The sequence below is a fragment of the Peribacillus suis genome, assembly GCF_059384845.1.
In genome coordinates, this window is record NZ_CM182019.1 from 2,510,549 (window position 1) to 2,536,804 (window position 26,256).

The window sequence follows — 26,256 nt, forward strand, 5'->3', positions numbered from 1 at the left end:
ATATACTGCCCGCAAATAAAATATGGGCAAAGGCAATTAGGAGAATCCAATTGCCTTTGCCCACTCTGTTTCTCATGTATCAAGATTATTTGCCAAGCAATCTGACATTTATTCAGCATTTTCCAATATTCGAGGTAGAATAAAGCTGAATGTTGTTCCCTTTTCTGGTAAACTGTTCACCGAAATATATCCATCATGTGCATCAATGATATTTTTAACAATGGCCAGACCTAGGCCCGTACCAGACCGTCCACGGGTACGTGCTTTATCCGCTTTATAAAATCTCTCGAATACGAATGGTAAGTCTTCTTCCGGAATACCTGAACCAGAGTCCTTCACATCTATAATCAAGCCTCTGCGATCACTCATTTTTTGAATGACATCGATTTTTCCGCCTGCAGGAGTATGACGGATTGCATTATCAATTAAATTCGTCAATACCTGCTCAATTCTATCAGGGTCAAAACTCCAGTTGATCCCATCGTCTTGAAGATGCGTCGTAATCGTGATCCCTTTATCTCTAGCCAGTCCATAGAACTTACTTGTAATCCTCTTTAAATAGGGGGAGACGGAAACCAGGTCATAAGTAAGGTTCATTTTCCCTGATTCCAATCTGGCTAGATCCAATAAATCATTAACTAAACGTCCCATCCTCAACGATTCATCATAAATGATCTGAGCCATTTCCATTTTTTCAGCTTCACTGCCTGCTATATCATCTACAATGGCTTCACTATACCCTTGTAGCATCGATATCGGGGTCCTTAACTCATGGGACACATTGGCAATGAAGTCCGTCCTTAGTTTATCCATGCGACGTTCATCACTCATATCACGGATGATGGCGACAGCACCGCGGATATTATCTGCAGTTGAATATAAAGGACTGACAATCAGTCCCCAATTTCTACCCTGTAAAGTAATTTCTCCAACTTGTTCCTTATCATAGGACTCTGATTCGTCAAATAGATTCATGAGTACTGATGGTACATTCATATTGTCTTCCCGATTGTATCCTTTTTCAAAGTACCATGCTTGCAAGAACCGGTCAGCTGGAGGATTCGTCTCAAGGATAGTACCATCTTTATTAAAGGTAATAACCCCGTCTGCCATACTGCTGAGAATGCTTGCAAGGTGTTCCTTTTCTTGACTGAGGGCATTCATGTTGAATTTCAGCTGTTTTCTCATCTGATTAAATGCAATGGCCAACTCACCTATTTCATCCTGGGTGAGGATGGGAACCTTGGTATCAAATTTACCACGAGCTATGGCCAAGGCAGCTTCCCTCATTTTTACTAGTGGAGCATTGATTCTCGTAGATAAAAAGAAAGCGAAAATCGTTGTCAATATTATAGCGATCCCTGCAGCTAAGAGGATGAACTGCGTTGTGGATTTCGTTGTTTCTTCCATCGATTCCAATGACTGAATCAAGAAAACCTCATCCTGCTGACCATTTAATTCAAGAGGAACCCCCACTACAATTGCTGACAATGTATCTTCATCTGTCCCCTCAGTCGAAAGCATCATCTCTTTTTTTACAGTTTTTCTCTCTGTAAATACCTTTAATAATTCGGGATCATCTTTAATGAATTCAGGCGTTATCTTAAACCCATTCTCATCAACAGATGAAAAGACCATTTTATTGTCATTCAAGATGATCACTTTCGTTTCATCACCTATCAATTCAGAAGCTATTTGGAGAACTTCGTCTCCAGTGCCCCCATGTTCATTCGTGACCGTAATGATTTGCTGTGCCATTTTGGTTAAATCATTTTCGACATTCTCTATCTGAAAATTATCAAAGAATTCAACCAGAAGTACAGTCAAAACGATCAGAACAAAGGATACCAGCAAAAGAATCGTTGCCCAAAGCTTACCAACAACACTGCCCCATAGCATCAGTCGTTAATAACTTCGAACTTGTAACCTACGCCCCAAACAGTGACAATCATTTTGGCAGCATTTTCGGATATACGGTTTAACTTTTCACGCAAGCGTTTGACATGCGTGTCCACAGTTCGAAGGTCTCCAAAGAATTCATAATGCCACACTTCTTTTAGCAACTGCTCACGATCAAAAACTTTATCGGGGGATTTCGCCAAGAAATATAATAATTCATATTCTTTTGGCGTGAGAGATACTTCCTTGCCATCCGCGAGCACACGATGGGCATCATTATCAATCGTTAGGTGGGAAAATACGATTACATCTTTTGCTGATGCTTCGGTTTGCATGTAATTTGCATTGGAAGAACGGCGCAATAACGCCTTGACCCTTAATACAACCTCACGTGGACTGAAGGGTTTGACAATATAATCATCTGTCCCCACTTCGAATCCTTGGACTCTATTCACTTCTTCACCTTTAGCGGTAAGCATGATGATAGGTGTCGTTTTTTTCTCTCTCAACTCCCGACAGACTTCAATACCATCTTTGCCAGGCATCATAATATCCAATAAAATTAAATCATAATCATTTTCTAGAGCTTTCACTAAAGCCTCATCACCATTTTCAGCTTCATCAATTATGTATTCTTCTCTTTCTAAATACATTTTTAGCAAGCGGCGGATTCTTTCTTCATCATCCACCACAAGAATTTTAATAGCATTATACATTTCGTAACCAGCCTCCTATCATTTATTTTACAAAATGAAAGCTTTAATGCCTAATATTATTTCTTAACAAATCCAGATAAACAGCCAATTCTATAGGCTCTTCCTTAACTTTTCACTATATTGTCACAATAATTACCACAAGCTTTCTAAAAGCCCTCTAGGATTTATTTCCCTAGCAATAACGCTTTAATCATAAAAAAGGGATCGTTTGGTAGGAATATCGATAAAATTAACGACATTACTATCAAAAGACCCCCTTCATCTAATGATAAGGTTCCCTTAATTAGGCATATGAATGCAAACCAGCGATAACCAAATTCACAAATATCAAATTGAATATCATGATGGCAAAACCAATGACCGCAAGCCAGGCTGATTTTTCTCCCTGCCATCCCTTAGACATACGCAGATGTAAAAAGGCTGCATAAAACAACCAGGTGATAAGGGCCCATACTTCCTTCGGGTCCCATCCCCAGAATCGTGTCCAAGCAATCTGGGCCCAAATCATGGCAAAAATAAGTGCCCCGAGTGTGAAGACCGGAAATCCAATTAGAACGGAACGGTAACTGATTTCATCCAGCAAGTTCAAATTAACATTTTTAACAAGCGGTTTTATTAGAGCAGCGACTCTTTTCCGAGAAATCAACCTTATCAAGCCATACAGGACGAGTCCTGCACCAATCGACCATATGACTGTGTTCAGTTTTTTCGCATTGATTATTGCAGGCATCTCCACCAATGGTTGAAATTGTCCCTTTTCAATCATAACCCCTTCATGAGGACCAACCAAGGCAGGAAGTGTATATTCCTGTTTGGCTGCCATATCTTTTTTATCAACCCAATCAAAACTAGCTTTATAATCCATCATGGAGAAAGTGGAGGATACTATTACAAGTGCAAGTGTACTGACTAACGTATACATGATGATTTCAAGAAAAAATGTCCGTTTACTTGCTTTTGTCTGTTCCACCGATTTAACCAGATAAATGATAGCGGCGATAAAGCTAATGGCAAGAATGGACTGCCCTGCCGCTGCAGTTGTTACATGGATATGTAGCCAATCACTCTGCAAGGCTGGTATGAGCGGCGATATTTCCGTCGGAAACAGACTTGCATACGCAATGATCAATAATGCAATGGGGAGGGCAAACAACCCAAGGACGGGCGTTTTATAAAGAAAGTAAATCAAGATGAATGCCCCTACCATCATCATGCCGAAAAATGTTGTAAATTCAAACAGGTTACTAACAGGTGCATGGCCCGCAGCAATCCATCTTGTAATAAAATAACCCACCTGCGCTGCAAATCCTAAAATGGTCAAGGTGATTCCTAATTTTGCCCAGTTATTTTGTTTTTTCTCCTCTGCTCCTTTTTTATCCTTTATCGAGCCTCCAAAAATAAAGGTCGCAATTAGATATAAAAAGAAGGCCGCATATAATAAATTACCGCTCAAATCAGCCATTTAAAACTTCCCCCTTATTAGAAGATTTCTCCTCTTCTAGTAAATCTGTTGGTTCACAAAGTGGTGTTGATTCAATCGCATTTTTTATATCTTTCTTAATGCCATGCCAGTTTTTATTGGTATGGCCGGCTATCAAAATCTCACTCTCATTTCTTTTAATCCATATACGGCGATGATTCCAATACGAACCTTGGATAACACCTATCATGAAGATAATTCCCCCGGTGAAAAGAATCCACAATGTAAGATCTTTCCTGACAGTCAAAGCTGTAACGTCTTTCGTTTCAACTCCAGCAAAAGCCAGTTTATATGTATTTTCTCCTAATGGTTCCACCGTCTCTTTTATAGCTACGAAACTCACTTCTCCATCTGGTTTATCTGGGGTCTTCATATTAAAGATAAATGCCGGATTATTCGGAACCTTTGATATCGTCGTCGGTTCTCCTTTTTCATCAAATTCGAAATCGGGGAAATAACTCATTAACTCGACAGAATACCCTTTATTCAATTCATACATCTTCTGCGGATTATTCAAATCCACCGTGATATTTCCAAATTTCTCTTCTGTCTCTTTATTGATGAGATTAAAAGACATGGTACTAAGCTCGTCCAATTTATAATCCACCTGATAATAAGCAAAGTGATCGTGTTTCAAGGGTTCATTCACTTTTATTTTAAAATCCTTAACTTTATCAAGTTCTGCTTTTTCACCTGGCAACGCTTCATTTTGACGCTCGAACAATGTCACATCTGCTTCATAAGTCTTAGCTATCGTACCAGTTTTATCAATGGCGGCACTGAATTGCTCGTCTTCTTCATTCTCTTTATCATAGACTTCCAGTGTGAATTCATTATTCTTAAGATAATACTCACCATTTGTACCAGGAATCTCTTTTGTCTCGCCTTCCCTTAGCCAAAGCACTTTATCAATATACATTCCAGGTACTGAGCGTAGTAAAGCCCCAATTAAAAAAATGATAAGTCCGATATGGTTGACGTAAGGGCCCCAACGTGAAAAACGGCTTTTTTCTGCAAGAATGTTCCCATTTTCCTCACGTATATGATAGCGCTGCTTTTTCAACCGCTCTTTTACTTCTTCCAAATCTACTCCCTGGCCATCAAGCTTCGTCACTCCCGATACCCTTTGTCGCTTCATGAAACCATCATGGCGAGTAATTCCTTGTTTCTTTAAAGACCGATATAATGGGAAAAAGCGGTCGATACTTGCAATCAGAAGGGATATGCCCAACATCGCTATAATGATTAGATACCACCATGAACTGTATAAATTATGAAATCCGAATTCATAATACAACTTCCCTAACGTTCCATACTCCGATTGGTAATGTTCGGCGGGTGTTACAGAAGAAGGGATATACATTTCCTGTGGAAATATTGTTCCGATTGCAGAAGCAACCAAGGCCAGGACTATAAGGGTAACCCCAACCTTAACGGAAGAGAAGAAATTCCAGACTTTATCAATGATCGTTTTGTTATAAGTCTGTGAACGTCTGGCACTTCCCTCATAGCGCATATCAATTAATTTTTTATCTTCTTTATCCAGGATACTCCCGCAAACTTCACAAATTTTTGTACCATATGGATTTACATGGCCACAATCGCATTTTACTTCTTTCATGTCAAAAACTCCCCAGTATTATGGTTTAATTCTCTCCATATGCTTTTGGATGCTCTCTTCTGTCAAGGCTCCGGTAATGATATCTATTACCTTTCCTTCTTTATCTATCAAGAAGGTGACCGGTAAAATATCAACGCGATACGCATTCTCCACTTCCCTGCCTTTATCAATCATGATTGGGAAGGTAAGATTATGTTTTGCAGCATAATTATTGACCGAATATTCAGACTCCCCTACATTGACTGCTAATATCTCAACACCCTGGTCCTTGTATGTTTGATATTGACTTTCCATATAAGGCATTTCGTATTCACAAGGCTTACAATATGTACCCCAAAAGTTCAGGAAAACACCCTGTCCTTTATAATCCGACAACTTATGTTCTTTGCCTGCCATGTCAGTCAAAACAAAATTAGGAGCTTCCTTTCCTTTTTGAAGACTGTCATTCTTATCTTTAGTGAAGTTCGTATAAAGGGCAAACACTAAAGCTGCACCTAATAACAGTAGAATGATGGTCCTGCTCACTAGGCGTCGCTTTTTTCTATCCATAGAAATCCTCCTAAGGCAGCTCTATATTTCACCATACCAATATAACATGTTACACGATGACCATATTTTGAAGATTCGTCGACACCTTTTTCGTATCATGAAAGAAAAGGAATTTACAGGCTGTTTTCCACCACCCCATTCAACCGCTTGGATGAATGGGGTAACGGTTTCAACCTGTTAATAAAGAGAAAAAACGTATTACATTCTCCGCTGTTTAGGGTCAGTCGATGCCATCGTCCGCATTAATTTAACTTCATGGGGAGTTAACTCTCTTGAATCTCCCGCAGTCAGTCCATCTAATGTTAAGAAACCATATTGCTCCCGTTTTAATTTAATTACAGGATGGCCTATCGCTTCAAACATCCGACGGACCTGGCGGTTTCTCCCTTCATGGATAGTGATTTCTATAATGGCCGTTTCCTTTTTCTTATCAGTCGTCAGTACTCTGGTCTTAGCTGGAGCTGTTTTTCCATCTTCAAGCATGATTCCTTTTTCTAATTTCCTTAGGCTCTCACGTAAAGGAATGCCCTTCACTTTAGCTACATACACTTTGTCGACTTCATGTTTTGGATGCATGAGTGTATTCGCAAAATCCCCGTCATTCGTTAAAACCAATAAACCGGAAGTATCATAATCGAGACGACCTACAGGATAAATCCGTTCTTGGACGAATGGGAAGTAATCCGTTACGACTTTTCTATTTTTATCATCCGAAACAGCTGAAATGACTCCGCGTGGTTTGTAGAATACGAAATATACAGGTGGTTCTTTCTCGAGTGGGATTTCATTGACCTGTACTTTGTCATTAGGACCTACCTTCACACCTAATTCTTTCACTACTTTACCGTTCACTTTTACCTTGCCTTCTAATATTAGCTCTTCGGCCTTACGACGCGATGCTAATCCTGCATGTGCTATTACCTTTTGTAATCTTTCCATCTATCTTCACCTCATAGTATAATCATTCGTTTGTTATTGTCTGTACATACACAATCATACAATTATTACATATAGCGAGGCAAAAACAAAAGGTTTTTCGTGAATATGGCCGTTTCTTTTATTATTTCATCCATTTAAGATCTGTTATATAGGCTGGTTTCCATAATGAGTGTAACATAGCTTAATTTTCCATGGCAAAAAAATGTATCCTTTTCTTAAAATCGTAAAATATAGGATATCAATAAAAAAAGGAAATGGATACATCCATTTCCTCGGCTTACTTTGTACCAAAAACAAGCGTGACCACAACCACTGCTGCTATAACCCCGACTAAATCCGCCAATAAGCCAACCTTGAGTGCATCACCCATTTTTTTAATTCCCACTGCTCCGAAATATACAGTCAACACATACAGGGTCGTATCTGTACTTCCCTGGATTGTAGCCGCCAAGCGACCAACAAAGGAATCCGGACCATATACGGAAATCAAGTCACTCGTCATCCCTAATGCAGCCGTTCCCGATATAGGACGGATGATCGCCAGGGGGAAAACCTCAGCCGGGAAGTGAAGAAAGGCCAGAATCGGTTTTAATGCCTGTACGAAGGAATCAAGAGCCCCTGAGGCTCTAAACACCGAAATGGCGACGAGCATTCCCACCAAGAAAGGGATAAGGGAGAAAGACATACTGATTCCTTCCTTCCCCCCCTCTACGAAGGTCTCATAGGTGGGAACCTTCTTATACGTACCGTATAATAAAATCGAGAGAATCAAAAGTGGTATCAACCAAATCGAAATGGCGGTCATCCATTGTAGCATTCCTATTCCCTCCCATTCCGCTTTCTCCTGTAATAAAAGTATCGATCTATCGCTATTCCCCCTACCGCCGAAATGGCTGTAGCCACGATAGTTGGAAACACTATGTCAGTCGGGGAGACGGCATCGTAATTCATCCTTATAGCAATGACGGTCGTTGGGATCAATGTCACACTTGAAGTATTCACCGCTAAAAAGGTAACCATCGAACGGCTTACGGTCGCTTTATTACCATTTAATTTCTTTAACTGCTCCATGGCTTTAATCCCTAATGGTGTCGCTGCATTTCCCAATCCAAACGTATTCGCCATCATATTGGATAAAATATAGCCCATTGCAGGATGATTGGGAGGGACTTCAGGGAATAACCATTTCATTAAAGGCTTGAACAAAACGGATAGTTTTTCGAGCAGCCCCGATTCTTCCGCGATTTTCATTAACCCCAGCCAAAAAACCAGAATGCTCATCAAGCCTATCGAAAGGGTGACAGCTTCCTTGGCGCTAACAAAAAGTGCTTCATTCACCTGATTCATGGTCCCATTAATCATGGCGAATACTATACCGATTACCGTCATTCCAACCCAGATATAATTAACCATTTCTATCTATTCCCAATACTGCTTCGAATAGAGCAGCCCACGAGGACTGAAAAGATTGCTGGTTGAAACTTTCTACAGTTTCACCATAAAAGATGGAACGCGAACCGACCTGTTTTCCATCCAGATAGATATAAGCCTTGCCCACTACTTCCGGAATATTTCGTTTGTCTTCCCAACTCTTCTTCGGCTTCAGGAATTTCATTTTAACCTTTATTGAATTCCTTTCGTCCTTAGTAAGAGGATAGGAAAAATCATTTTTGAAATAAACATGCCCTCTATACGTTTTATTCTTTATGTCCTTTATGGCGCCTTCAGGAAGAATTTCAGTCAAACTGTAATTCTTGAAAGCAGATTCATACATATTGATGTGGTCATTCCAATCATCCGGCCCATTCAACGTGACAGCGATAAGATTATGATTATTTTTAGTCGCTGTAGTGACCAATGTCCGCTTTGCAAGTTTAGTATAGCCCGTTTTCCCGCCGGTACAATACTCATATAATTGCGTGAGTAGCCGATTCTTATTTTTCCATACATAATCCCAATTCTCGGTCGAGTTAGGGGCCCGATGTACTTTAGTGCCGGCTATCTTGGCATATGTCTTGTTTTGCATAGCATAACGGGTGAGTAAAGCCATATCATATGCCGTTGAATAATGATTCTTGGTATTATCCAATCCATGAGGGTTCGTAAAGTGGGAGTTCTTCATACCGATTTCTTCCGCTTTTTGATTCATCATCCAAATGAAACCATCAAGGCTCCCTCCCACCTTTTCGCTGATCGCAACAGCCGCGTCATTCCCCGAACGTAACATCAAGCCATAAACCAAATCTTCAAGCTTGATCTTTTCACCTTCTTTCAAATAAAGGGAAGACCCTTCAGTACCAAAAGCATTACTACTGATTGTTACGGTCTCATCCATTTCTCCCGATTCGATAGCTAAGATAGCAGTCATGATTTTCGTGATACTTGCAATTCGGTTCTTTTCGTGAGCATTCACTTCATAAATGACCCTTCCACTTTCTTCGTCCATTAAAATGGCACTATGGGCACTGACGGCTACGTTGGCTTGAACGCTCTGTAATGGTGCTAGAAAAGAAAACATGAGAATGACCATACACAATTTGGGTATTTCTTTATATAGAAAACGCATGAGTGCCCTCCCGTTTCTTTACTTGTTTTTGTACAAGTTTATGCAAATGGACAAGGGTTATGATTAAATAATCGAAGGTCTTTAAAGATAATAGGAAGGTTACAAGCATAATTCAATTAGGTTAAGGTACAAAAAAACGAAAAAAAACCGATGAACAGACATGTTATGTCCATCCATCGGTTTTTCATCTATTAAACTAATAAAGCAGCAATTTCATCGATCTTCTTCGCTCCGAACACTACTTCCTCATCATTGATGATCATAGCCGGAACACTCATAACTTTATACTTTTTCTTAATGTCTTGGAAATTACTGATGTCGACCATCTCAGCTTCAACATTAGGATTTTCAATGGCGATTCTTTGTGCTCCAACTACAACGTCAGGGCAGAAGTGGCACGCTAAAGATACCATGACTTTAATATTTGTCTTCTTGCTAATTGATTTGATTGAATCCCGAACAGCAGCATCCATCGCTTGACCCGGACCAGCAAGATTGTAGATAGCTAAAATGAAGGAGTTCAGTTCATGTCCGCCTGGTACACCGTGATATTTGACCCCACTGTATTCCCCATTCGAATTTAACAGGGAGACTACAGGGAATTTATCGGCATTCACTTTTTCTTCCATATCTTTATTTTCACCTTTATTATATAGCTCAAGATGAAGCTTGTCCCCTAATTCTGCAACATCTAATAAGAAATCACGTAATTCTACCGATTTGGGTAGGCTTTCATCCACGATTGATACTAAGGTCACGTCATTCTCCATCTTATCGAAGATTCCTTTTAGTTGGCCTCTTAACGTATCGCTCAGTAAGGAGCTCTTACCTGCTGGTGCAGCAGCTTTTTTCTTTTCCTCTTTCTTTTCTTCCACTACCGGCTCATCTTTAATGCCTAAGCGGTCTTTTTCTTCTGCAACATATTTACCCGCATCCGTAGCGGCTATCGCTCCATCAGATACTGCTGTAATGATCTGACGCAAGGACTTCGGTCTCAAGTCACCTGCTGCGTAAACACCCTTTACATTTGTGTTCATATCATCGTCAGTTAGGATATAGCCAGCACGGTCCATTTCAATATGGCCTTGGAAAATGGCCGTTTGAGGTTGATAACCAATGAACACGAAAATGCCAAATGTACTATCTTCTTCCTTCGCTTCATATTCCCACTCTTCTTTTGTTACGTTATTGATGAAGCGGGCACGTTGAATCATGCCGTCGCCATAAGCACCAAGAATCTCTGTATTGAATTTGACCTCGATTTTCTCATTGGCCATTACTTTATCGACAATGGAAGGGGCACATGAGAAGGCTGATTCGCGGGCGATAATGGTTACTTTTGTTGCAAAGCGAGTAAGGAAAATGGCTTCTTCAGCCGCTGCATATCCTGCTCCAATGACGAAAACTTCCAAGCCTTCAAAGAACTCTCCATCACAGGTTGAACAATACGCTACGCCTCGGCCAGTGAATTCTTCTTCTCCTGGAAACCCAAGTTTTCTTGGGGTGGCGCCCGTTGCAATGATTACAGCGCGTGCATGATAGTCCCCACTAAGCGTTTTTACGGTTTTTACTTCCCCAGAGAAATCTACGCCGGTTACATCTGATTTAGCGAACTCCACACCAAAATCTTCGTTTTGAAGTTTCATTTCCTCCACTAGCTTTGGACCTGAGATGTTGTGAATACCAGGATAGTTAGCTATTTCTGAAGTGGTGGCTGCTTGCCCACCGCCAGTTCCTTTTTCAAGGATGATCGTTTTTAATTTTGCTCGACCTGCATAAACTCCCGCAGAAAGACCTGCTGGCCCTCCCCCGATAATCAATAAATCATATATTTTTTCCATAGTTGATCTCCTTGCTGTTTAAAAAATTTTATTTTTAAAGGACAAAAGGCACTTATTGAAGTAAGTGCCTTTTGTCAATCATAGCTGTTTTATATATCAACTAGTTGATATATGTATAGGGAAATATCCTAAAATTAAAGTTTTCCTACTAGGTCAAAGCTTGGCTCTAATGTATCTTCACCTGGAGTCCATTTAGCAGGGCAAACTTTATCTCCATGTTCTGCTACGAATTGTGCAGCTTGAACTTTTCTAATAAGTTCTTCAGCATTACGGCCGATTCCCATGTCATTCACTTCATATGATTTGATTTGGCCTTCTGGATTTACGATGAAAGTACCACGTAAAGCTACGCCATCTTCTTCGACTAATACTCCAAATTGACGAGATAGAGCTAGTGCTGGATCTGCTAGCATTGGGTATTCGATTTTACCGATTGTATCAGTAGCATCTGCCCATCCTTTATGGCTGAAATGAGAATCAGTTGAAACCGAGTAAACTTCACAACCGATTTCTTTGAATGTTTCATAGTTATCTTGAAGATCAGCTAATTCTGTTGGACATACGAATGAAAAGTCAGCTGGATAGAAGAAGAATACAGCCCATTTTCCTTTTACATCTTCTAGTGTCACTTCTTTGAACTCTCCTGATTGGTATGCTTGAACTTTAAAATCTTCAACTTGTTTATTAATTAATGACATATTATTATTCCTCCAGAAAAAATATTTTTTGCTTCCTGTTTATAATAATTATTATTTAGTAACTAGTCAATAAATATAACTTAATAATTGTCATGTTCACATTTTCGACACAACTTTATACTAATATACATAAAAACAAGTTATAATCCCTATGAATGGTCTATTTAACATACCCACATTACTATATCAAGAACTAATATGAAAAATATAAAATTATTTTAGAAGAAATATCACGCCCTAATTCTAATAACAATAATTTACAATTGAGAATATTCACCTGAAGTATTCACTCCCTTTCGGTCCCTGATTTCCTCTTCCTGTCATTTTTCCATACTTTTCATACCCCCGAAAATGATCTAAACGAAAAAGATGGAACCACTATGGCCCCATCCATCCCTTCCTATCTTTTCGCGAGAACTCATTTACTATTCATTGTTGTTTCCAAATCAGTTTTTTTGCTTTATTGAACCGTAATGTGGTTTGCGGCCAATTTATGACATTCCACCATTTTTTTACATAGGCTGCCCTATTGTTCTTATATTGAAGATAATAAGCATGTTCCCAGACATCCAGAACAAGGACAGGGATGGTATCCCATTGTGTCAAAATCATATGTCGCTCAGATTGAAGGATCTCTAACCTACGTGATCGGGGAACCCAGACCAAAATGGCCCAGCCAACGCCTTCCACCTGTTTGGCCGCTTCGCTAAAGTGACTTTTAAAAGCCTCGAAACTTCCAAAGTCTCTCTCAATCTGTTTAAGGAGATCTCCCTTCGGCTGACCTCCACCTCCTGGCATCATGCCTTCCCAAAATAATGTATGCAGATAATGTCCGGAACCATGGAATGCTGCCTCTCTTTCCCAATGTTTCAAAAGTGAAAAGTCATTGGATTCTCTTGCCTTTTTCATCATTAACTCCGCTTTATTCAAACCATCCACATATGTTTGGTGATGCTTATCATGATGCAAGCGCATAATTTCTGCCGAGATGATTGGTTCTAGTGCATCGTATGAATATGGCAAGGGGGGCAGCGTATGTTTCCCGATAGCTACAGATCCCTCTGTTTCGTTCTGAGATTGGAAACCAGTTGCCCTTTCTTTGATTTCTCTATAAATCCTGTTTATTTCTTCTTCAATCTTTTGTAGTTCTTCATTATCTATATCTCCGGTTTCCAATGTCTTTGTCCATCGTGAAAGCTGTTCCATATTTGCTATCATTCGTCGATCCTTAATATCAATACTCTCCATGTACCCCATCATTTGTTCGATCCATTCACTGACATCCATCACATACTGTCTTATATCCAATAAGCACACCCTCCAAAAATCTCAAATAAGACATCAACCCATTTTATGCTCCAAATAAAAGAAAAGACCCTTAACAAAAAAACAGCAAGGCTATTAGGCCCTGCTGTTTCCTTATCGAGATTGCAACATCTTAGTTCGATAATCGGTTTCGTAAAACTCCAATTCTTCACGCATGTTTTGGAATCCACTCTCTACGGTCTTAAGAATGGTGATGATACTATCCGGTACCGTTTGATGGAACTTGATGGAGTTTTTCCCTGTATAAGCTGAACGACTGTCTTCAAACCATCGGTCCGATTTTGGTGAAAAGTACTCTTCGATACATTGATGATACACTCTATATAGCGTCTTTTCCGCAGCAGCTTTATTAAAAACCTCATTTTTAAGAACGATTTGACATGCTTCCAAACCCTCTTCACAACTTACAAGCATTCTTCTTAAACTAGAGAGAATCCCTTTATAATAGCTTTCTTCACCATTTTTTTCCTGTTGCAACTTAGAATAAGTCGTTTCATTCAGAAACTCCTCTAGCTGAGCCACTGTCGTTTCTAAAAAGCTTTTTACATCCTCAAGCTGTGATTTTACCAATGTATTCCCCAACCGTGAACCCTCCTCATAATGATTATGATTGATAAAAGTCTAAATATGTTTTAATATCATATGGTTTAGCTTGTTCAATAGATCTAAACACTTCCTCTAGTTTTGGAAAGTTTATATTTAGAAGGTAACTTGCTAACTCTTTTTCTGAATTTATATATATTCGCTTTCGGCTGGACAAACTTGGTTCTTTGATGAGACAAATCAAAGCGATAATATCAGCCATATAGATATCTCTATTCAGGCTTTTGAAAACGGGATTTTGGGGATATGGAGTCCAACGGGCGATCATCTCATCGAAGTAACGAAGATACAATACGTTCAATACCTTTTCTTCACCGGCCTGTATGTATTTGACAGTGGATCGGTTAAAGAATTCCTCGGGAGAATTTGATTTTTCTTTTTCAAGTGCATACCCATTGCACGCTACAATGCGCACCTGCAACCCCTCCAAACATCCATTTTTTTCTATATTATCACAAAATCATGAAGATTTGTTATTCGATTGTTTTTTGGAAGTTCTCGAAAAACAGATCAGCTTCTCCGTTTTCGAAGCTTTCTTCCGTATTATCGGCAAGTGGCGGCAACTCGTTTATGGATTTTAGTCCGAAGTAATCTAAAAACTCTTTCGTTGTGCCGTATAAATAAGCGCGACCAGACCCTTCAGCTCTACCTACCTCTTTAATTAAAACTTTCGTAACAAGCGTATGAATCGGACGGTCTGTTTTCACTCCGCGTATCTCATCTATTTCCGCTCTCGTAATCGGCTGTTTATAGGCGATTATGGCCAACGTTTCCAAAGCTGCCTGTGTCAACCCTTGTGAACTGGATGTTTCCACAAGTTTCTTTAAATAATCGGAGTGTTCTTTCTTAGTTGCCAGCTGGAACACACCGGCTATTTCAATAATTTGAATCCCCCGTGTATCCGTGAGATAGTCTTCCTTTAAACTTTCAATGATGTCCGTTGCTTGATATTCTGTGATTTCAAGGACTGAGGCAATTTGCTTGATGGAAAGACCTTCATCTCCGGATGCAAACAAAAGGGCCTCGAGTATCCCTTTCCAATTAATAACTTCCAACTGGTTCTACACCTTCCTTAGCTACAATCATGATTTCCGAAAAATTATCTTCTTGTTCAACTTTAATTTCATTTAATTTCATCAGTTCCAATACCGCTAAAAATGTAATCACTATATGCTCCTTGACTGGCTCTGGAAACAAATCAAAAAAGCTCTTCTTACCTTTAAACGTTTGGAGGTCTGCCATGATTTCTTCCATGCGTTTTTCAATGGAAATCTCTTGTTTCGTCACTTTTGTATAAAGGGGCTTTTGAATCTTTTGCCGGCGAAGCAACTTTTGCAAGGCACCCAACATATCGTAAAGGCTAACATTTAACTCCTGCAATTCACTTTCCGTTTCTTTTACATATTCAGAAAGATCACTTGGCGGTTTAGTGAATATCAAGTTCCGTTCTTCTTCCAGTTCTTTGAATTCTTCTGCTGCAGATTTATACTTTTTATATTCCAATAGTTTCTCTACAAGTTCGTCACGAGGATCTTCTTCGAATAATTCCCCATCTTCATCCATCAATAGCTCATCTTCATGCTTAGGCAGCAACATTTTACTTTTGATGGCGAGTAAAGTAGCGGCCATGACTAAATATTCGCTCGCAATATCTAATTCAAGATGCTGCATCGTATGGATATAGCCTAAATATTGCTCTGTGATATCAGCCATAGGGATATCATAAATATCTATTTCTAGACGGTTTATCAAATGAAGGAGTAAATCCATCGGTCCTTCGAATGCATCAATTTTAATATTATAACCCATCAAAATACCCCATTTAAATCTAATTGGCCTTTAATTGGCCTATTTCTTCATTAATCAAGTATAGAGGATTACCGGCCCTTTATCCATTACAAATAAAGCTCTGCTTGATTTAAAGTTTTTTCATGCGGATTTTTTAAATTGGGTCGTTGCCCAATCATATTTATAAAATGAACATAGTCTAAGAATGTAAGATAAGCAGAATAAAGGAGGTACTTATATGGGTGGCAATGCAGGAGGTTTTGGTGGCGGATTTGCGTTTATCGTAGTATTATTCATTTTATTAGTTATCGTCGGTGCTTCTTGGTTATAATTGAAAACTGACGACACAAGCTGATTGCATAGCAATCAGCTTTCCTTATTTTTCTGGACATTTTTTTATGGTACTATGGTATTTATACTTAAAAAGCGGTAATCGTCTAAAAAAGCTTTCTTAACCTAAGGGAAAATAAGGCACAAGGAGGGGTTATTATTGCATTTACCTGAAGACTATCTCTCTTTCCTCATCCATTTTCACGGAACTCGAGATTACTTTGAGTGTCACGAAATACTTGAAGAGTATTGGAAAGAAACAGCTCCTAAAGAACGTGATTCACATTGGGTCGGCCTGATTCAAATCGCCGTTGCCCTATACCATGATCGCAGGGGCAATAATGCAGGGGCTACAAGAACTCTTGCAAAGGCCATATCCAACCTTCATTTAAAAAAAGCCGAGCTGCGACAATTGGGTCTTGATCCCGAAGCCCTGCTCGATTTGCTTCAACTGACACATGAACGAATGTTGCTTAAAAAACCCTATAGAAGCATTAACCTTCCCATTAATGACCCGGAATTACTTGCACATTGCCAAACCTTATGCAAACAGAACGGATACACGTGGTGCATGGACAGTGATTGTACGAATGTAGGGTTGGTCGATAAACATTTAACACGCGATCGTTCTGACGTTATCTTGGAAAGGGCCAAACAACTTTCCTTAAGGAAATTAAAAATAGAGGACCGCTCATGAGAGCATCCTCTATTTTTGATTAGATAAGTTTTTCAACACTTTTCAATAAAACTTTCCGTATGCTCGTTTGCCTTTAATTCTTTGTCAGGGTATTGTTCCTTCACTGACCTAACCATTTCTTTGCCTATCCCTTGCTTACGGAAAGAAGGATTTACAGATATATGTTGAATCTCGATGAAATTGGAACTTGTCTCTATTCCAATCAAGCCGACGATTTCTTCATCTTTCCATAAGAATAACTGCAAATTTTCATCTGTTTCATAATTCTTCATGGTATTCCGAAGCACTTTTATCTCTTTTTCATTTGGCATGAAAGATAATAACCCCATGGCAAACTTTTCATAACTTTTCTTATACTTAATCAACATAATATCCCTCGTTACTAAATAACGTTTTTTATTATTTACCTGTTTATCTAGTTTATACACTTTGATGATTACTCTCACTTATGACATTTACATCATACATAAAAACTTTATTCGTTTCAACATCACTTTCAGCACTTGAATTATAGATTCCCTAGTGCTACGCGATAAATGTCCAGTAGATAATTCCCCATATCAAAGCCACAACAAGCATCATAAGTAAAAGTGTTTTATTACTCCTTCTCATCCCATACTCCCTTTATTTTTATGAATAACTATTTAAATATCGAATTCATTCTACTATAACTTAGCACATTTTGACAAATCCCCTTGCAATCTCGCTCTGTTTTTACTACATTGATAAAGGATATAATGGTTTCATGGCCTGTATCTTCATTACGAATGATGGAAGATCGTTCAGCTACTTTAATAGGGACTAATTTTTGGTGAAAAAAATTAATAAAAACTGTATCTTTTTTTCGCTTCGATTCGTCCAATCTAATGTAACCCTATCAGTAGGTTATAATCTATTAAGAACAGAGGAAAAGTTAAGGAGGAAAATCATGAAAAGTCCAAAAAAATGGGTCATTGTGACCATTTTATTATGTCTGTTATTGCCTTATAAGGCCTTTGCGGATGCCGCAGTTGGCGATATGATCGTTACACTAGGAGAAAATTTGTCTAAAGAACAAAAAAGCATGCTCCTTTCAGAAATGAAAGCACCTGACGATGTGGAGGTCCTGACAGTCACCAATGCGGAAGAACATGAATATTTGGGAGATTATATAGCTAGCAGATTAATAGGTACAAAAGCTATATCCTCTTCTGCCATTACGCTTGAGGAAAAAGGCACAGGCCTAAAATTGGAATCCAAGAACATTAATTGGGTAACTGATGAAATGTATATCAATGCCCTTGCGACTGCTGGGGTTAAAGATGCTACCGTTTATGTCACAGCACCTATTCCAGTTTCCGGTACAGCTGCCTTAACAGGTGTCATTAAAGCCTATGAATTATCTTCTGATAAAGCAATCTCCGAAGATGTAAAACAGGCTGCCAATGAAGAAATGGTCACCACTGCTGAATTGGGAGATGAAATCGGTACGGAAGAGGCTTCTGCACTCGTAACGAAAATCAAAGAGAAAATGGCAGACAACCCTCCTGCCACTACAGAGGATGTTCGTAAGATCGTAGAATCCGCTGCAAATGATCTTGGCCTAGTCTTAAATGAAGGGCAAATTCAAAGCCTGATCGATCTATTCAATAAATTAAAAGAATTGAATATTGATTGGAACGCCGTTGGTGACCAATTGACAGAAGCTAAAGATAAATTGTCCAACTTCCTTGAATCTGAAGAAGGACAATCATTTCTAGATAAATTAAAGGATGTCTTCAATAGTCTTATAGATGCTATCAAATCTTTTTTTAGCTGATTCACAATAAAATGGCGGTACCTAGAAGTACGACCGGTAAATAAATAGCAAAAGGCAGATACGTTCATCACGTTTCTGCCTTTTACTATTTTAAAAAAGGAGTTACATCCTCTTTTTGATTATTCTTTATTCAAACCAACCGCTTCGTGAAAAGCTAAATCATGACGGATAAGATCATCGAAGGTTTCACGCCTGATGACTAAACGCGCTTCCCCGTTTTCAACGAAAACCACCGCAGGTCTCGGAATCCGGTTATAATTGTTAGACATGGAATACCCATAAGCCCCTGTACAGAAAACAGCTAAAATATCTCCTCGTCCAGCTTTTGGCAAGGGTAAATCCCAAATCAGCATATCTCCGCTTTCACAACATTTCCCGGCAATAGCAACCGTCTCCTCCACTGGATCAAGTGGGCGATTGGCTAGTACCGCATCGTACTTCGCTTCGTATAAGGCTGGACGAATATTATCGCTCATGCCCCCATCGACAGCTAGGTATTTGCGGACGTCCGGCACTTCCTTTTCTGAACCCACTTTATATAAGGTGATACCTGCATCTCCGACCAAGGAGCGACCAGGTTCAATCCAAATCTCCGGCATTTCTAAATCAGATTGGGCAATCTGTATTTGCACTTCCCTCACGATTTCTTCTACATATTGAGATGCTGGAAGCGGATCGTCTTCTTCTGTATAACGGATTCCGAAGCCTCCGCCTAAATTTAGCACCTTTGGCTGAAAACCAATTGCTTTATGCCACTCTCTTAGCTTGCCAATGATTTTTTGGGCGGCCAAAAGAAAGCCAGTGGTTTGAAAGATTTGGGAACCTATATGGCAGTGCAACCCGAGCACTTCAAGCCACTTGCTTTTTAACGCCTGTTTAAGGGCGCCTTCCGCCTGACCATTAATTAGATCGAAACCAAATTTCGAATCTTCCTGCCCTGTTAAAATATAATCATGTGTATGCGCTTCAATGCCAGGTGTCACACGTAAAAGAATTCTGACCTTTTCTTCTCGGTTTGAACAGATTTCTTCAAGTAGTGTCAATTCAGAAAAGTTGTCCACCACAATACACCCTATTTGGTAATCTAGTGCCATATGTAACTCTTCGACACTTTTATTATTCCCATGGAAATGGATACGTTCGGTTGGGAAATTAGCCTTGATGGCTGTATATAATTCCCCCGCTGAGACCACGTCGAGTGACAAGCCCTCCTGTTCGGCCAATTGAATCATGGCAATGGATGAAAATGCTTTACTTGCGTACGCCACCTGAGCCGGTATTCCCAATTCTTCAAATGTCCGCTTAAATCCTCTTGCCCGTTCGCGTATTAACTCTACATCATAGACATATAACGGCGTACCATATTTTTCTGTTAACTTAACAGTGTCCACTCCGCCAATTTGTAGATGTCCACGGTCATTTACATGACTAGTCCCAAACAAATGCATAATAGTCTCACCTTCCTGATCCAAACTTACGGTTAAATGAAGTGAGGGGATCGTAAGAGGTTCCTCGAAAAGGATGATATCCCATTAAATCTCCTCATCCAAATTCCTCGTTTACTATTCTTATTTACCTGTTTCTACACGTTCCCATTAAATATAATTGCGTAGTTCGAAATCAGATTGGTTTAACTCCAAAGAGCCCAAACTCTTTGTGAAGCCACTTTACTGCTTTATTCGAATAAAATTAAATTAACACAACTTTTCGACAACATCAACCTTAAGATTTCCTTGGCTGCCTGTATTTGTCCTGTGGATGGACGATACTCGGCCGTTCTCTGGAACCTGGAAAAGGTCTTCTTAATATAATATGTGACAAGGCTCTTGGTTGAAACGGGATTAACGGCCATAAATAGGGTGTATTCAATGCTTTTATGCTCGTTAATAAAATGATATATAGCGTTATTCCTATGATTAACCCAGGCAGCTTGAACAAGGCAACCAAAACGATCAAAGCTAATCGAGACAGTTTATTGGCAACCCCTAATTCCAAACTTGGGGTGACAAATGTCCCAATGGTCGCAACCGATGCATAAAGAACGACTTCCGGCACAAATAACCCTACATCAATAGCAATCTGTCCGATCAAGACCGCAGCAATTAATCCCATTGCAGTTGAAAGTGGGGTCGGGGTATGGATGGCGGCCATACGTAAAAATTCGATCCCGATATCCGAAATGAAAATTTGGACAACAATCGGAATATGCGTTTTTTCATTTGGCCCGATAAATTCTAGTTTATCTGGAAGGAAGTCAGGCTCTAAACAAAACAGCAACCACAATGGAAGCAAAAATAACGAAGCGGCTATCCCGAGAAATCTCGTCCACCGTACCATTGTTCCAACAGCTGGGGATTGTCTGTACTCTTCTGCATGCTGCATATGATGGAAGAGGGGAGCAGGGGTGATGATGACACTAGGTGAGGTATCCACATAGACTAGTACATGGCCTTCCAGTAAGTGTGTTGCGGCTACATCAGCACGCTCTGTATATCGGACAAGAGGGTATGGATTATATCCTTGCTTAACGATAAATTCTTCTACCGTTTTATCCGCCATCGTTAGCCCATCTATTTTTATATCTTCCAATTTTGTACGAACGATTTCAATTAAACCCGGGTCCGCTATATCTTTAATATACCCTATCGCAATATCCGTTTTAGAGCGTTCGCCGACCTTCATGATTTCGAAACGTAATCTCTCATCCCTGATTCTCCGTCTAGTGATGGCTGTATTTACAATGATATTTTCTACAAATCCATCCCTAGAACCACGGACAACTTTTTCTGTATCGGGTTCTTCAGGCTGTCGTCCAGGGTAACTCCTGACATCGACAACCAACCCTATATCGTATCCATCCATCACAATGACGATTAAACCGGAAAGGACTTGGTCAACCAACTCATCCATCGTACGTATTTCTTCCACAGATTGGTGAACGAGTAAATTTTTCATGAAATCAAATACTTTTGTCGTTTTTATTTCCGTATTTTGAGAATGGACCATCGAGTTAAGAAGTTCAATGATGAATTCCGTATCCGTAAGTCCATTCACATAATAAAGGTGAACTTCTTTTCTTAAAACTTTTATTTTCCTTACGCCTAAATCAAAACTGACACCCAGACCGACCCTCTTTTCCATGAAAGTATCGACTTCCACCACGTTAGTCGGAATGGGCTTCATATTTTGTTTATCCTCTGATGCCATCAAAACCGCTCCTTTCCAATATAATTTGCACAGCAAGTTTTGTGATTGGTGCTCCTTTTTTAAAGTCGTCCTGGTGTGACATTTTTCCAATGTCTCCAATGCCTACAACGATCGGAGCTTTTAACTCATCAATGCAATACACCGTATCCCCGGTTATCTTCCCTATCTCAAATTCCTGGGCTCCGAATTTGTCCACCCCATTTTCCGTCAACTGCCCATCCCTATCGATACAGACATCCACCTTAGTCCACTCTTCCCTTCTACTTTTCGAAGCAACGGCTATGATGCCCAGGACATGGATGTCAGGATGGCTTGCAACCACCTTCATCGCCGTTTCACCGAATCCCTCACCCATGAAGCCACTATCATCGAACATGACCAACACGGGGTCATTCTTCGCTTTCTTTATAAGGTCTACCAGCTCCAAACCTGTATAACGGGACGGATTCCCTTGTGACATTGAAATGCAGCGCCCTCCGATTTCTCTTGCAACTAGCTCAACAGCACGATTTGCATATACATCTCCATCTGTTATCAATATCACTTTTCGTTTGGTCACCATCAGGAGCCTTCCTTTCATCAGGTATGCGTATGGTCGTTCTTATAAATCGACAAAATAAATCCATTGAAATAAGGATCCAACTATTTTACCTAACACTAGTGCCATTAACAGATAAATGATTTTATCTTGTATGCCTACTCGTTTGGACAAGATCGGGAAAACATTCAACACCTCAGTCAGTGCAGCTGCAAGCATTCCATTAAAAATACCGTCCGCAAGTCCGATTGGAATTAATAAGAAAGAAGGAAGAGCAAAGGTCGTCCCCTGTAGGCCAAACCATGTTCCTCCGACCACTCCTGAAATTATGGCCACTTCATAATACCGAACCATTTTTAACGTTTTTGTCAGCTGTGTCAGCCTTGGTATGACACCAAGTACAGTCAGAAAAGCTACAAAACCAGCACCTGTAGCGACACCGCCGGCTAGCCCAACAAAAATCCCGAAAATGATATTACCTGTCATCGAGATGACGCACGCTCTCATTATTCTCATTCATAATGACGTACCGATCTAAATCCTGCTGGTAATTGAACATTTCAACCTCGAGTGGGCTAGGTTCTTCATTAAAGCGTTTTTTAAAGAAGTGATTAAAAAACAAAATCATTCCAATCCCAATACCGAAACTATAGGGTATTTGGATCAACAAAGGCTTTTCATCAACCCTTCCTGTTATTAGCGTAAAGAGTTTTTGATGAACTTCTCCCATACTTACATCCACATGGAAATTCATGATGGTAATTCCCCCTCCAATGAACATAAGCAACCAGATAACGGAGAAAGTAACGAAAGACATTTTCTTTTTGGGATAAATGACTTCGATGATTGTCTGGGAGGGACCAAATGTCTCCACTTCGATATGTGGATCGATTGCCTGTATGGCCATGATGAGTTGGGCCAAATCGATGATAATGATATTCTTATCTTCACTATTCACCGTTAATAAAAGGGCCCCTTCAATGCTAGAAACCAATTCTTCAGGACCAATAATTTTTGCAATATCTTTTATTCTTACCTTTTGGTTTACATTTACATGCACCCGGTTCCTCATTCTGGTGTAAATGACTGCCATCACTTTTCACATCCCGACCTTTTATTTCCTTATAATAGTAGTATGGATTGGAAACAGAGTGAAAATGCAGAAAGAAAATGATGTCCAAATATTACTAATTCAAAGAAATGAAATAAAAAAAAGACATGCCGGATATCAGCATGTCTTTTTGTAAAATATTTATAAATTAATGAGTTGGGAAGAAGATCATTTGAATCAAGAAAACCACGCCAAAAATATAAATGAGCGGGTGAACGGATTTACCTTTTCCACTGAAGAATTTCATCAAAGGATAGGTAATGAACCCCATTGCAATCCCTGTCGATATGCTTGAAGTAAGCGGCATCGTTAATATGATTGCAAATGCCGGAAAAGCTTCATCAAATGTTTTCCAATCCACTTTCGCAAGACCTTCCATCATCAAGCAACCTACAATTATCAATACAGGTGCCGTGATGGCAGAAACGGAGGAAATGGCCGCTATTAATGGAGAAAAGAAAATGGAAAGAGCGAATAAGATGGCAACGACCGTGGCAGTTAAGCCCGTACGTCCTCCAGCTGCTACTCCAGTACTCGATTCAACATAAGCGGTTGATGGGCTTGTTCCAAACAACGAGCCAACCGTCGTGGCAATAGCGTCTCCCAAGAAGGCCTTTTTAGCACGAGGGATCTTTCCATCCTTCGTTAATCCCGCTTGTTCCGTCACTCCAATTAATGTACCTGTCGTGTCAAATATCGTTACAAGTAAAAAGGCAAATACGACTGTATATAAAGAATTGCTAAATACTCCAGCAATATCAATATCGAAAAAGACCGGTGAAGGTGGTGTTGATAGAATTCCATCAAATTTCAGCATCCCCATAAAGTAACCAATGATTGCTGTAACAATCATGCCAATGAAGATAGCTCCTTTAACATTCCGAGACATCAAGATTAGAGTGAATAATAAACCTATAAGGGCCAAAACGGTGCCTGGTTGGTGTAAATCCCCGAGTGAAACCATGGTTCCTTCATTCGGTACGACAATCCCCGCATTTTTCAAACCCATAAATGCGATGAATAGACCAATACCAGATGTGATTCCAAATTTCAACGAATTTGGGATGGCATCAATAATCATTTTGCGCAAGCTCGTAACACTTACCAGAATAAATAATAGACCTGCTATGAAAACTGTACCAAAAACTGTTTGATAAGAAAGACCGTGTGCACCTACCACACTGGCAAAATAAGCATTCAGCCCCATACCTGGTGCAACGGCAATCGGATACTTCGCTAATAATCCCATAATTAAGGTACCTAGGACTGCAGAAATGACGGTCGCCATAAAGACCTGTTCAAATGGTATTCCTATTGAAGATAATAAAGCAGGATTGACAATAATAATATAAACCATGGTGAAGAATGTCGTAACACCTGCCATAATTTCAGTGCGAACATTCGTCCCATTTGCTTTTAAGGAAAAAAACTTTTCTAAAAACATATTTTTCTGACCTCCATATATTAAGGAAACACCATTCAATCGCTTGCACAAAGGTGACCTTGCATTAATACTTCATCTTTCAAATTTCAACGAGATAAAAACCTTATGAAAATAGTTTTAAATCCGAATGAAACCAGCGACCTTTACTATAATATTCGTTTTTAACTTCAAATTCAACTAAAAAATTCGTTTTTTCTTCTTTTTTCACAAATATATATTTCCTTTTCAACATTCCTACCAAATGTTGTGTGGCACACTTCCCCTTCACTTCCTTACTATTTCCAAAATCCCACTTTTTCTCCCAGCAAATGAAAGACCACATGAATCAACGATTCATGTGGTCTTTCATTTGCTGAAGGATTTTTTTCTCCAACCGTGATACTTGAACTTGTGATATTCCTAGCCTAACGGCGACCTCCGACTGAGTCTGGTCTTTATAATATCTCAAAAAAACAATTAACCTTTCCCGTTCATTCAATTCTTGGATGGCTTCTTTTAAAGCGATTTGGTCGAACCACGATGAATCATTATGGTCGGCAATCTGGTCGAGAAGAGTAATTGGGTCTCCATCATTTTCATAAACCGTTTCATGAATGGAAGAAGGGCTACGGCTAGCTTCTTGGGCCATGATAATTTCTTCAGGTGATAATTCAAGATGTTCTGCCAATTCATTGACAGTCGGAACACGACCGTGCGTTTTTGAAAGTTCTTCTCTGGCCCGACGGATTTTATTCGCCATTTCCTTTAAAGAACGGCTTACTTTCACAGTACCATCATCACGGATAAACCGTTGAATTTCACCAATGATCATGGGGACAGCATACGTCGAGAATTTCACTTCAAACGTTAAGTCAAATTTATCAACTGATTTTAATAACCCGATGCAGCCAATCTGATACAAATCATCCGGTTCATAGCCACGATTGAGGAACCTTTGGACAACGGACCATACAAGCCTTAGATTGCTGTTGACAATTAAGTTCCTTGCATCCTGGTCCCCACTCTGACTGAGTTTAATCAACCTACGCAATTCCTCATCTTTTAAATGGGTCTGGCCTTTCTTGCTCTTCTCGTATTTAACCTCCACATCCATATGCAAGTCTCC

Annotated in this window: 27 protein-coding genes; 3 read left to right on the top strand and 24 right to left on the bottom strand. The window is 39.6% G+C overall.

Translation table 11 applies throughout. The annotated features are described in order from the left end of the window. Window positions 1-108: 108 nt before the first annotated feature. The 16 genes from AC503W_RS12195 to AC503W_RS12270 all read right to left on the bottom strand — a co-directional run bounded on the left by AC503W_RS12195 (window position 109) and on the right by AC503W_RS12270 (window position 16,047). Window positions 109-1,902: an ATP-binding protein gene (locus tag AC503W_RS12195; protein WP_407406986.1), complete on the bottom strand. Its 1,794-nt coding sequence runs from the start codon at window positions 1,900-1,902 to the stop codon at window positions 109-111. Then, window positions 1,899-2,615 carry a response regulator gene (locus AC503W_RS12200; protein WP_402956654.1) on the bottom strand — a complete coding sequence of 239 codons (717 nt, stop codon included), beginning with the start codon at window positions 2,613-2,615 and terminating at the stop codon, window positions 1,899-1,901. Before AC503W_RS12200 ends, AC503W_RS12195 begins: the two co-directional genes overlap by 4 nt. Before the next feature lie 283 nt (window positions 2,616-2,898). Then, window positions 2,899-4,077, bottom strand: coding sequence for a c-type cytochrome biogenesis protein CcsB (ccsB, locus tag AC503W_RS12205; protein WP_427686891.1), 1,179 nt, complete (start codon window positions 4,075-4,077; stop codon window positions 2,899-2,901). After that, window positions 4,070-5,716 carry a cytochrome c biogenesis protein ResB gene (resB, locus tag AC503W_RS12210; RefSeq protein ID WP_427686889.1) on the bottom strand — a complete coding sequence of 549 codons (1,647 nt, stop codon included), beginning with the start codon at window positions 5,714-5,716 and terminating at the stop codon, window positions 4,070-4,072. The genes ccsB and resB overlap by 8 nt, the downstream gene beginning before the upstream one ends. A gap of 18 nt (window positions 5,717-5,734) precedes the next feature. After that, window positions 5,735-6,265, bottom strand: a complete 531-nt coding sequence (gene resA / locus AC503W_RS12215) for a thiol-disulfide oxidoreductase ResA (RefSeq protein WP_402956650.1) — start codon at window positions 6,263-6,265, stop codon at window positions 5,735-5,737. Between the two features lie 198 nt (window positions 6,266-6,463). Further along, a complete protein-coding gene (locus AC503W_RS12220; RefSeq protein WP_402869246.1) occupies window positions 6,464-7,204 on the bottom strand; it encodes a pseudouridine synthase in 741 nt (246 codons plus the stop codon). Window positions 7,205-7,481: 277 nt separating this feature from the next. Then, window positions 7,482-8,021, bottom strand: coding sequence for a spore maturation protein (locus AC503W_RS12225; protein WP_407406941.1), 540 nt, complete (start codon window positions 8,019-8,021; stop codon window positions 7,482-7,484). Between the two features lie 2 nt (window positions 8,022-8,023). Next, on the bottom strand, window positions 8,024-8,617 hold the full coding sequence (locus tag AC503W_RS12230) for a nucleoside recognition domain-containing protein (protein WP_402869248.1): 594 nt from the start codon (window positions 8,615-8,617) through the stop codon (window positions 8,024-8,026). Next, window positions 8,610-9,770, bottom strand: coding sequence for a D-alanyl-D-alanine carboxypeptidase family protein (locus tag AC503W_RS12235; RefSeq protein WP_402869250.1), 1,161 nt, complete (start codon window positions 9,768-9,770; stop codon window positions 8,610-8,612). The genes AC503W_RS12230 and AC503W_RS12235 overlap by 8 nt, the downstream gene beginning before the upstream one ends. Before the next feature lie 191 nt (window positions 9,771-9,961). Then, on the bottom strand, window positions 9,962-11,611 hold the full coding sequence (locus AC503W_RS12240; RefSeq protein ID WP_427686887.1) for an FAD-dependent oxidoreductase: 1,650 nt from the start codon (window positions 11,609-11,611) through the stop codon (window positions 9,962-9,964). Window positions 11,612-11,745: 134 nt separating this feature from the next. Then, on the bottom strand, window positions 11,746-12,309 hold the full coding sequence (ahpC, locus tag AC503W_RS12245; protein ID WP_402869253.1) for an alkyl hydroperoxide reductase subunit C: 564 nt from the start codon (window positions 12,307-12,309) through the stop codon (window positions 11,746-11,748). Between the two features lie 429 nt (window positions 12,310-12,738). Next, window positions 12,739-13,617 (bottom strand): superoxide dismutase, encoded by an 879-nt coding sequence (locus tag AC503W_RS12250; RefSeq protein ID WP_427686885.1) that lies wholly within the window; start codon window positions 13,615-13,617, stop codon window positions 12,739-12,741. Between the two features lie 111 nt (window positions 13,618-13,728). Continuing rightward, window positions 13,729-14,217, bottom strand: a complete 489-nt coding sequence (locus AC503W_RS12255) for a YpuI family protein (protein ID WP_402869256.1) — start codon at window positions 14,215-14,217, stop codon at window positions 13,729-13,731. Window positions 14,218-14,239: 22 nt separating this feature from the next. Next, the gene (locus tag AC503W_RS12260; protein ID WP_427686883.1) at window positions 14,240-14,653 is read right to left on the bottom strand and encodes a hypothetical protein; all 414 of its coding nucleotides are present in this window, start codon (window positions 14,651-14,653) and stop codon (window positions 14,240-14,242) included. A 58-nt stretch (window positions 14,654-14,711) separates the two neighbouring features. After that, a complete protein-coding gene (gene scpB / locus AC503W_RS12265; protein WP_402869259.1) occupies window positions 14,712-15,293 on the bottom strand; it encodes an SMC-Scp complex subunit ScpB in 582 nt (193 codons plus the stop codon). Next, complete coding sequence (locus tag AC503W_RS12270; RefSeq protein WP_402869261.1) at window positions 15,280-16,047, bottom strand: segregation/condensation protein A; 768 nt, start codon at window positions 16,045-16,047, stop codon at window positions 15,280-15,282. Before AC503W_RS12270 ends, scpB begins: the two co-directional genes overlap by 14 nt. A 217-nt stretch (window positions 16,048-16,264) precedes the next feature. Here AC503W_RS12270 and AC503W_RS12275 point away from each other — a divergent pair, with 217 nt between their 5' ends. Both AC503W_RS12275 and AC503W_RS12280 read left to right on the top strand, forming a co-directional pair. Continuing rightward, window positions 16,265-16,357, top strand: a complete 93-nt coding sequence (locus AC503W_RS12275) for a YjcZ family sporulation protein (protein WP_402869262.1) — start codon at window positions 16,265-16,267, stop codon at window positions 16,355-16,357. 159 nt (window positions 16,358-16,516) lie between these two features. Next, window positions 16,517-17,053, top strand: coding sequence for a DUF309 domain-containing protein (locus AC503W_RS12280; protein WP_427686881.1), 537 nt, complete (start codon window positions 16,517-16,519; stop codon window positions 17,051-17,053). A gap of 32 nt (window positions 17,054-17,085) precedes the next feature. Here AC503W_RS12280 and AC503W_RS12285 read toward each other — a convergent pair whose 3' ends face one another. Continuing rightward, window positions 17,086-17,421, bottom strand: coding sequence for a GNAT family N-acetyltransferase (locus AC503W_RS12285; RefSeq protein WP_402869266.1), 336 nt, complete (start codon window positions 17,419-17,421; stop codon window positions 17,086-17,088). A gap of 560 nt (window positions 17,422-17,981) precedes the next feature. Here AC503W_RS12285 and AC503W_RS12290 point away from each other — a divergent pair. Further along, window positions 17,982-18,851, top strand: coding sequence for a DUF1002 domain-containing protein (locus tag AC503W_RS12290; protein ID WP_402869268.1), 870 nt, complete (start codon window positions 17,982-17,984; stop codon window positions 18,849-18,851). Between the two features lie 119 nt (window positions 18,852-18,970). Here the strand turns inward: AC503W_RS12290 and lysA are convergent, their stop codons facing one another. From lysA to sigF, 7 genes are all read right to left on the bottom strand, one after another. Further along, on the bottom strand, window positions 18,971-20,299 hold the full coding sequence (lysA, locus tag AC503W_RS12295) for a diaminopimelate decarboxylase (RefSeq protein WP_402869269.1): 1,329 nt from the start codon (window positions 20,297-20,299) through the stop codon (window positions 18,971-18,973). 274 nt (window positions 20,300-20,573) lie between these two features. Further along, the gene (locus AC503W_RS12300; protein ID WP_427686879.1) at window positions 20,574-22,058 is read right to left on the bottom strand and encodes a spore germination protein; all 1,485 of its coding nucleotides are present in this window, start codon (window positions 22,056-22,058) and stop codon (window positions 20,574-20,576) included. Continuing rightward, window positions 22,042-22,620 (bottom strand): stage V sporulation protein SpoVABEA, encoded by a 579-nt coding sequence (gene spoVAEA / locus AC503W_RS12305; protein ID WP_427686877.1) that lies wholly within the window; start codon window positions 22,618-22,620, stop codon window positions 22,042-22,044. The genes AC503W_RS12300 and spoVAEA overlap by 17 nt, the downstream gene beginning before the upstream one ends. Window positions 22,621-22,659: 39 nt before the next feature. After that, window positions 22,660-23,082, bottom strand: a complete 423-nt coding sequence (locus AC503W_RS12310; protein ID WP_402869275.1) for a stage V sporulation protein AB — start codon at window positions 23,080-23,082, stop codon at window positions 22,660-22,662. Beyond that, a complete protein-coding gene (locus AC503W_RS12315) occupies window positions 23,072-23,689 on the bottom strand; it encodes a stage V sporulation protein AA (protein WP_427686875.1) in 618 nt (205 codons plus the stop codon). Before AC503W_RS12315 ends, AC503W_RS12310 begins: the two co-directional genes overlap by 11 nt. A 166-nt stretch (window positions 23,690-23,855) precedes the next feature. After that, window positions 23,856-25,151: an NCS2 family permease gene (locus AC503W_RS12320; protein ID WP_402869279.1), complete on the bottom strand. Its 1,296-nt coding sequence runs from the start codon at window positions 25,149-25,151 to the stop codon at window positions 23,856-23,858. Between the two features lie 325 nt (window positions 25,152-25,476). After that, complete coding sequence (gene sigF / locus AC503W_RS12325) at window positions 25,477-26,244, bottom strand: RNA polymerase sporulation sigma factor SigF (protein WP_402869281.1); 768 nt, start codon at window positions 26,242-26,244, stop codon at window positions 25,477-25,479. Between the last annotated feature and the right edge of the window lie 12 nt (window positions 26,245-26,256).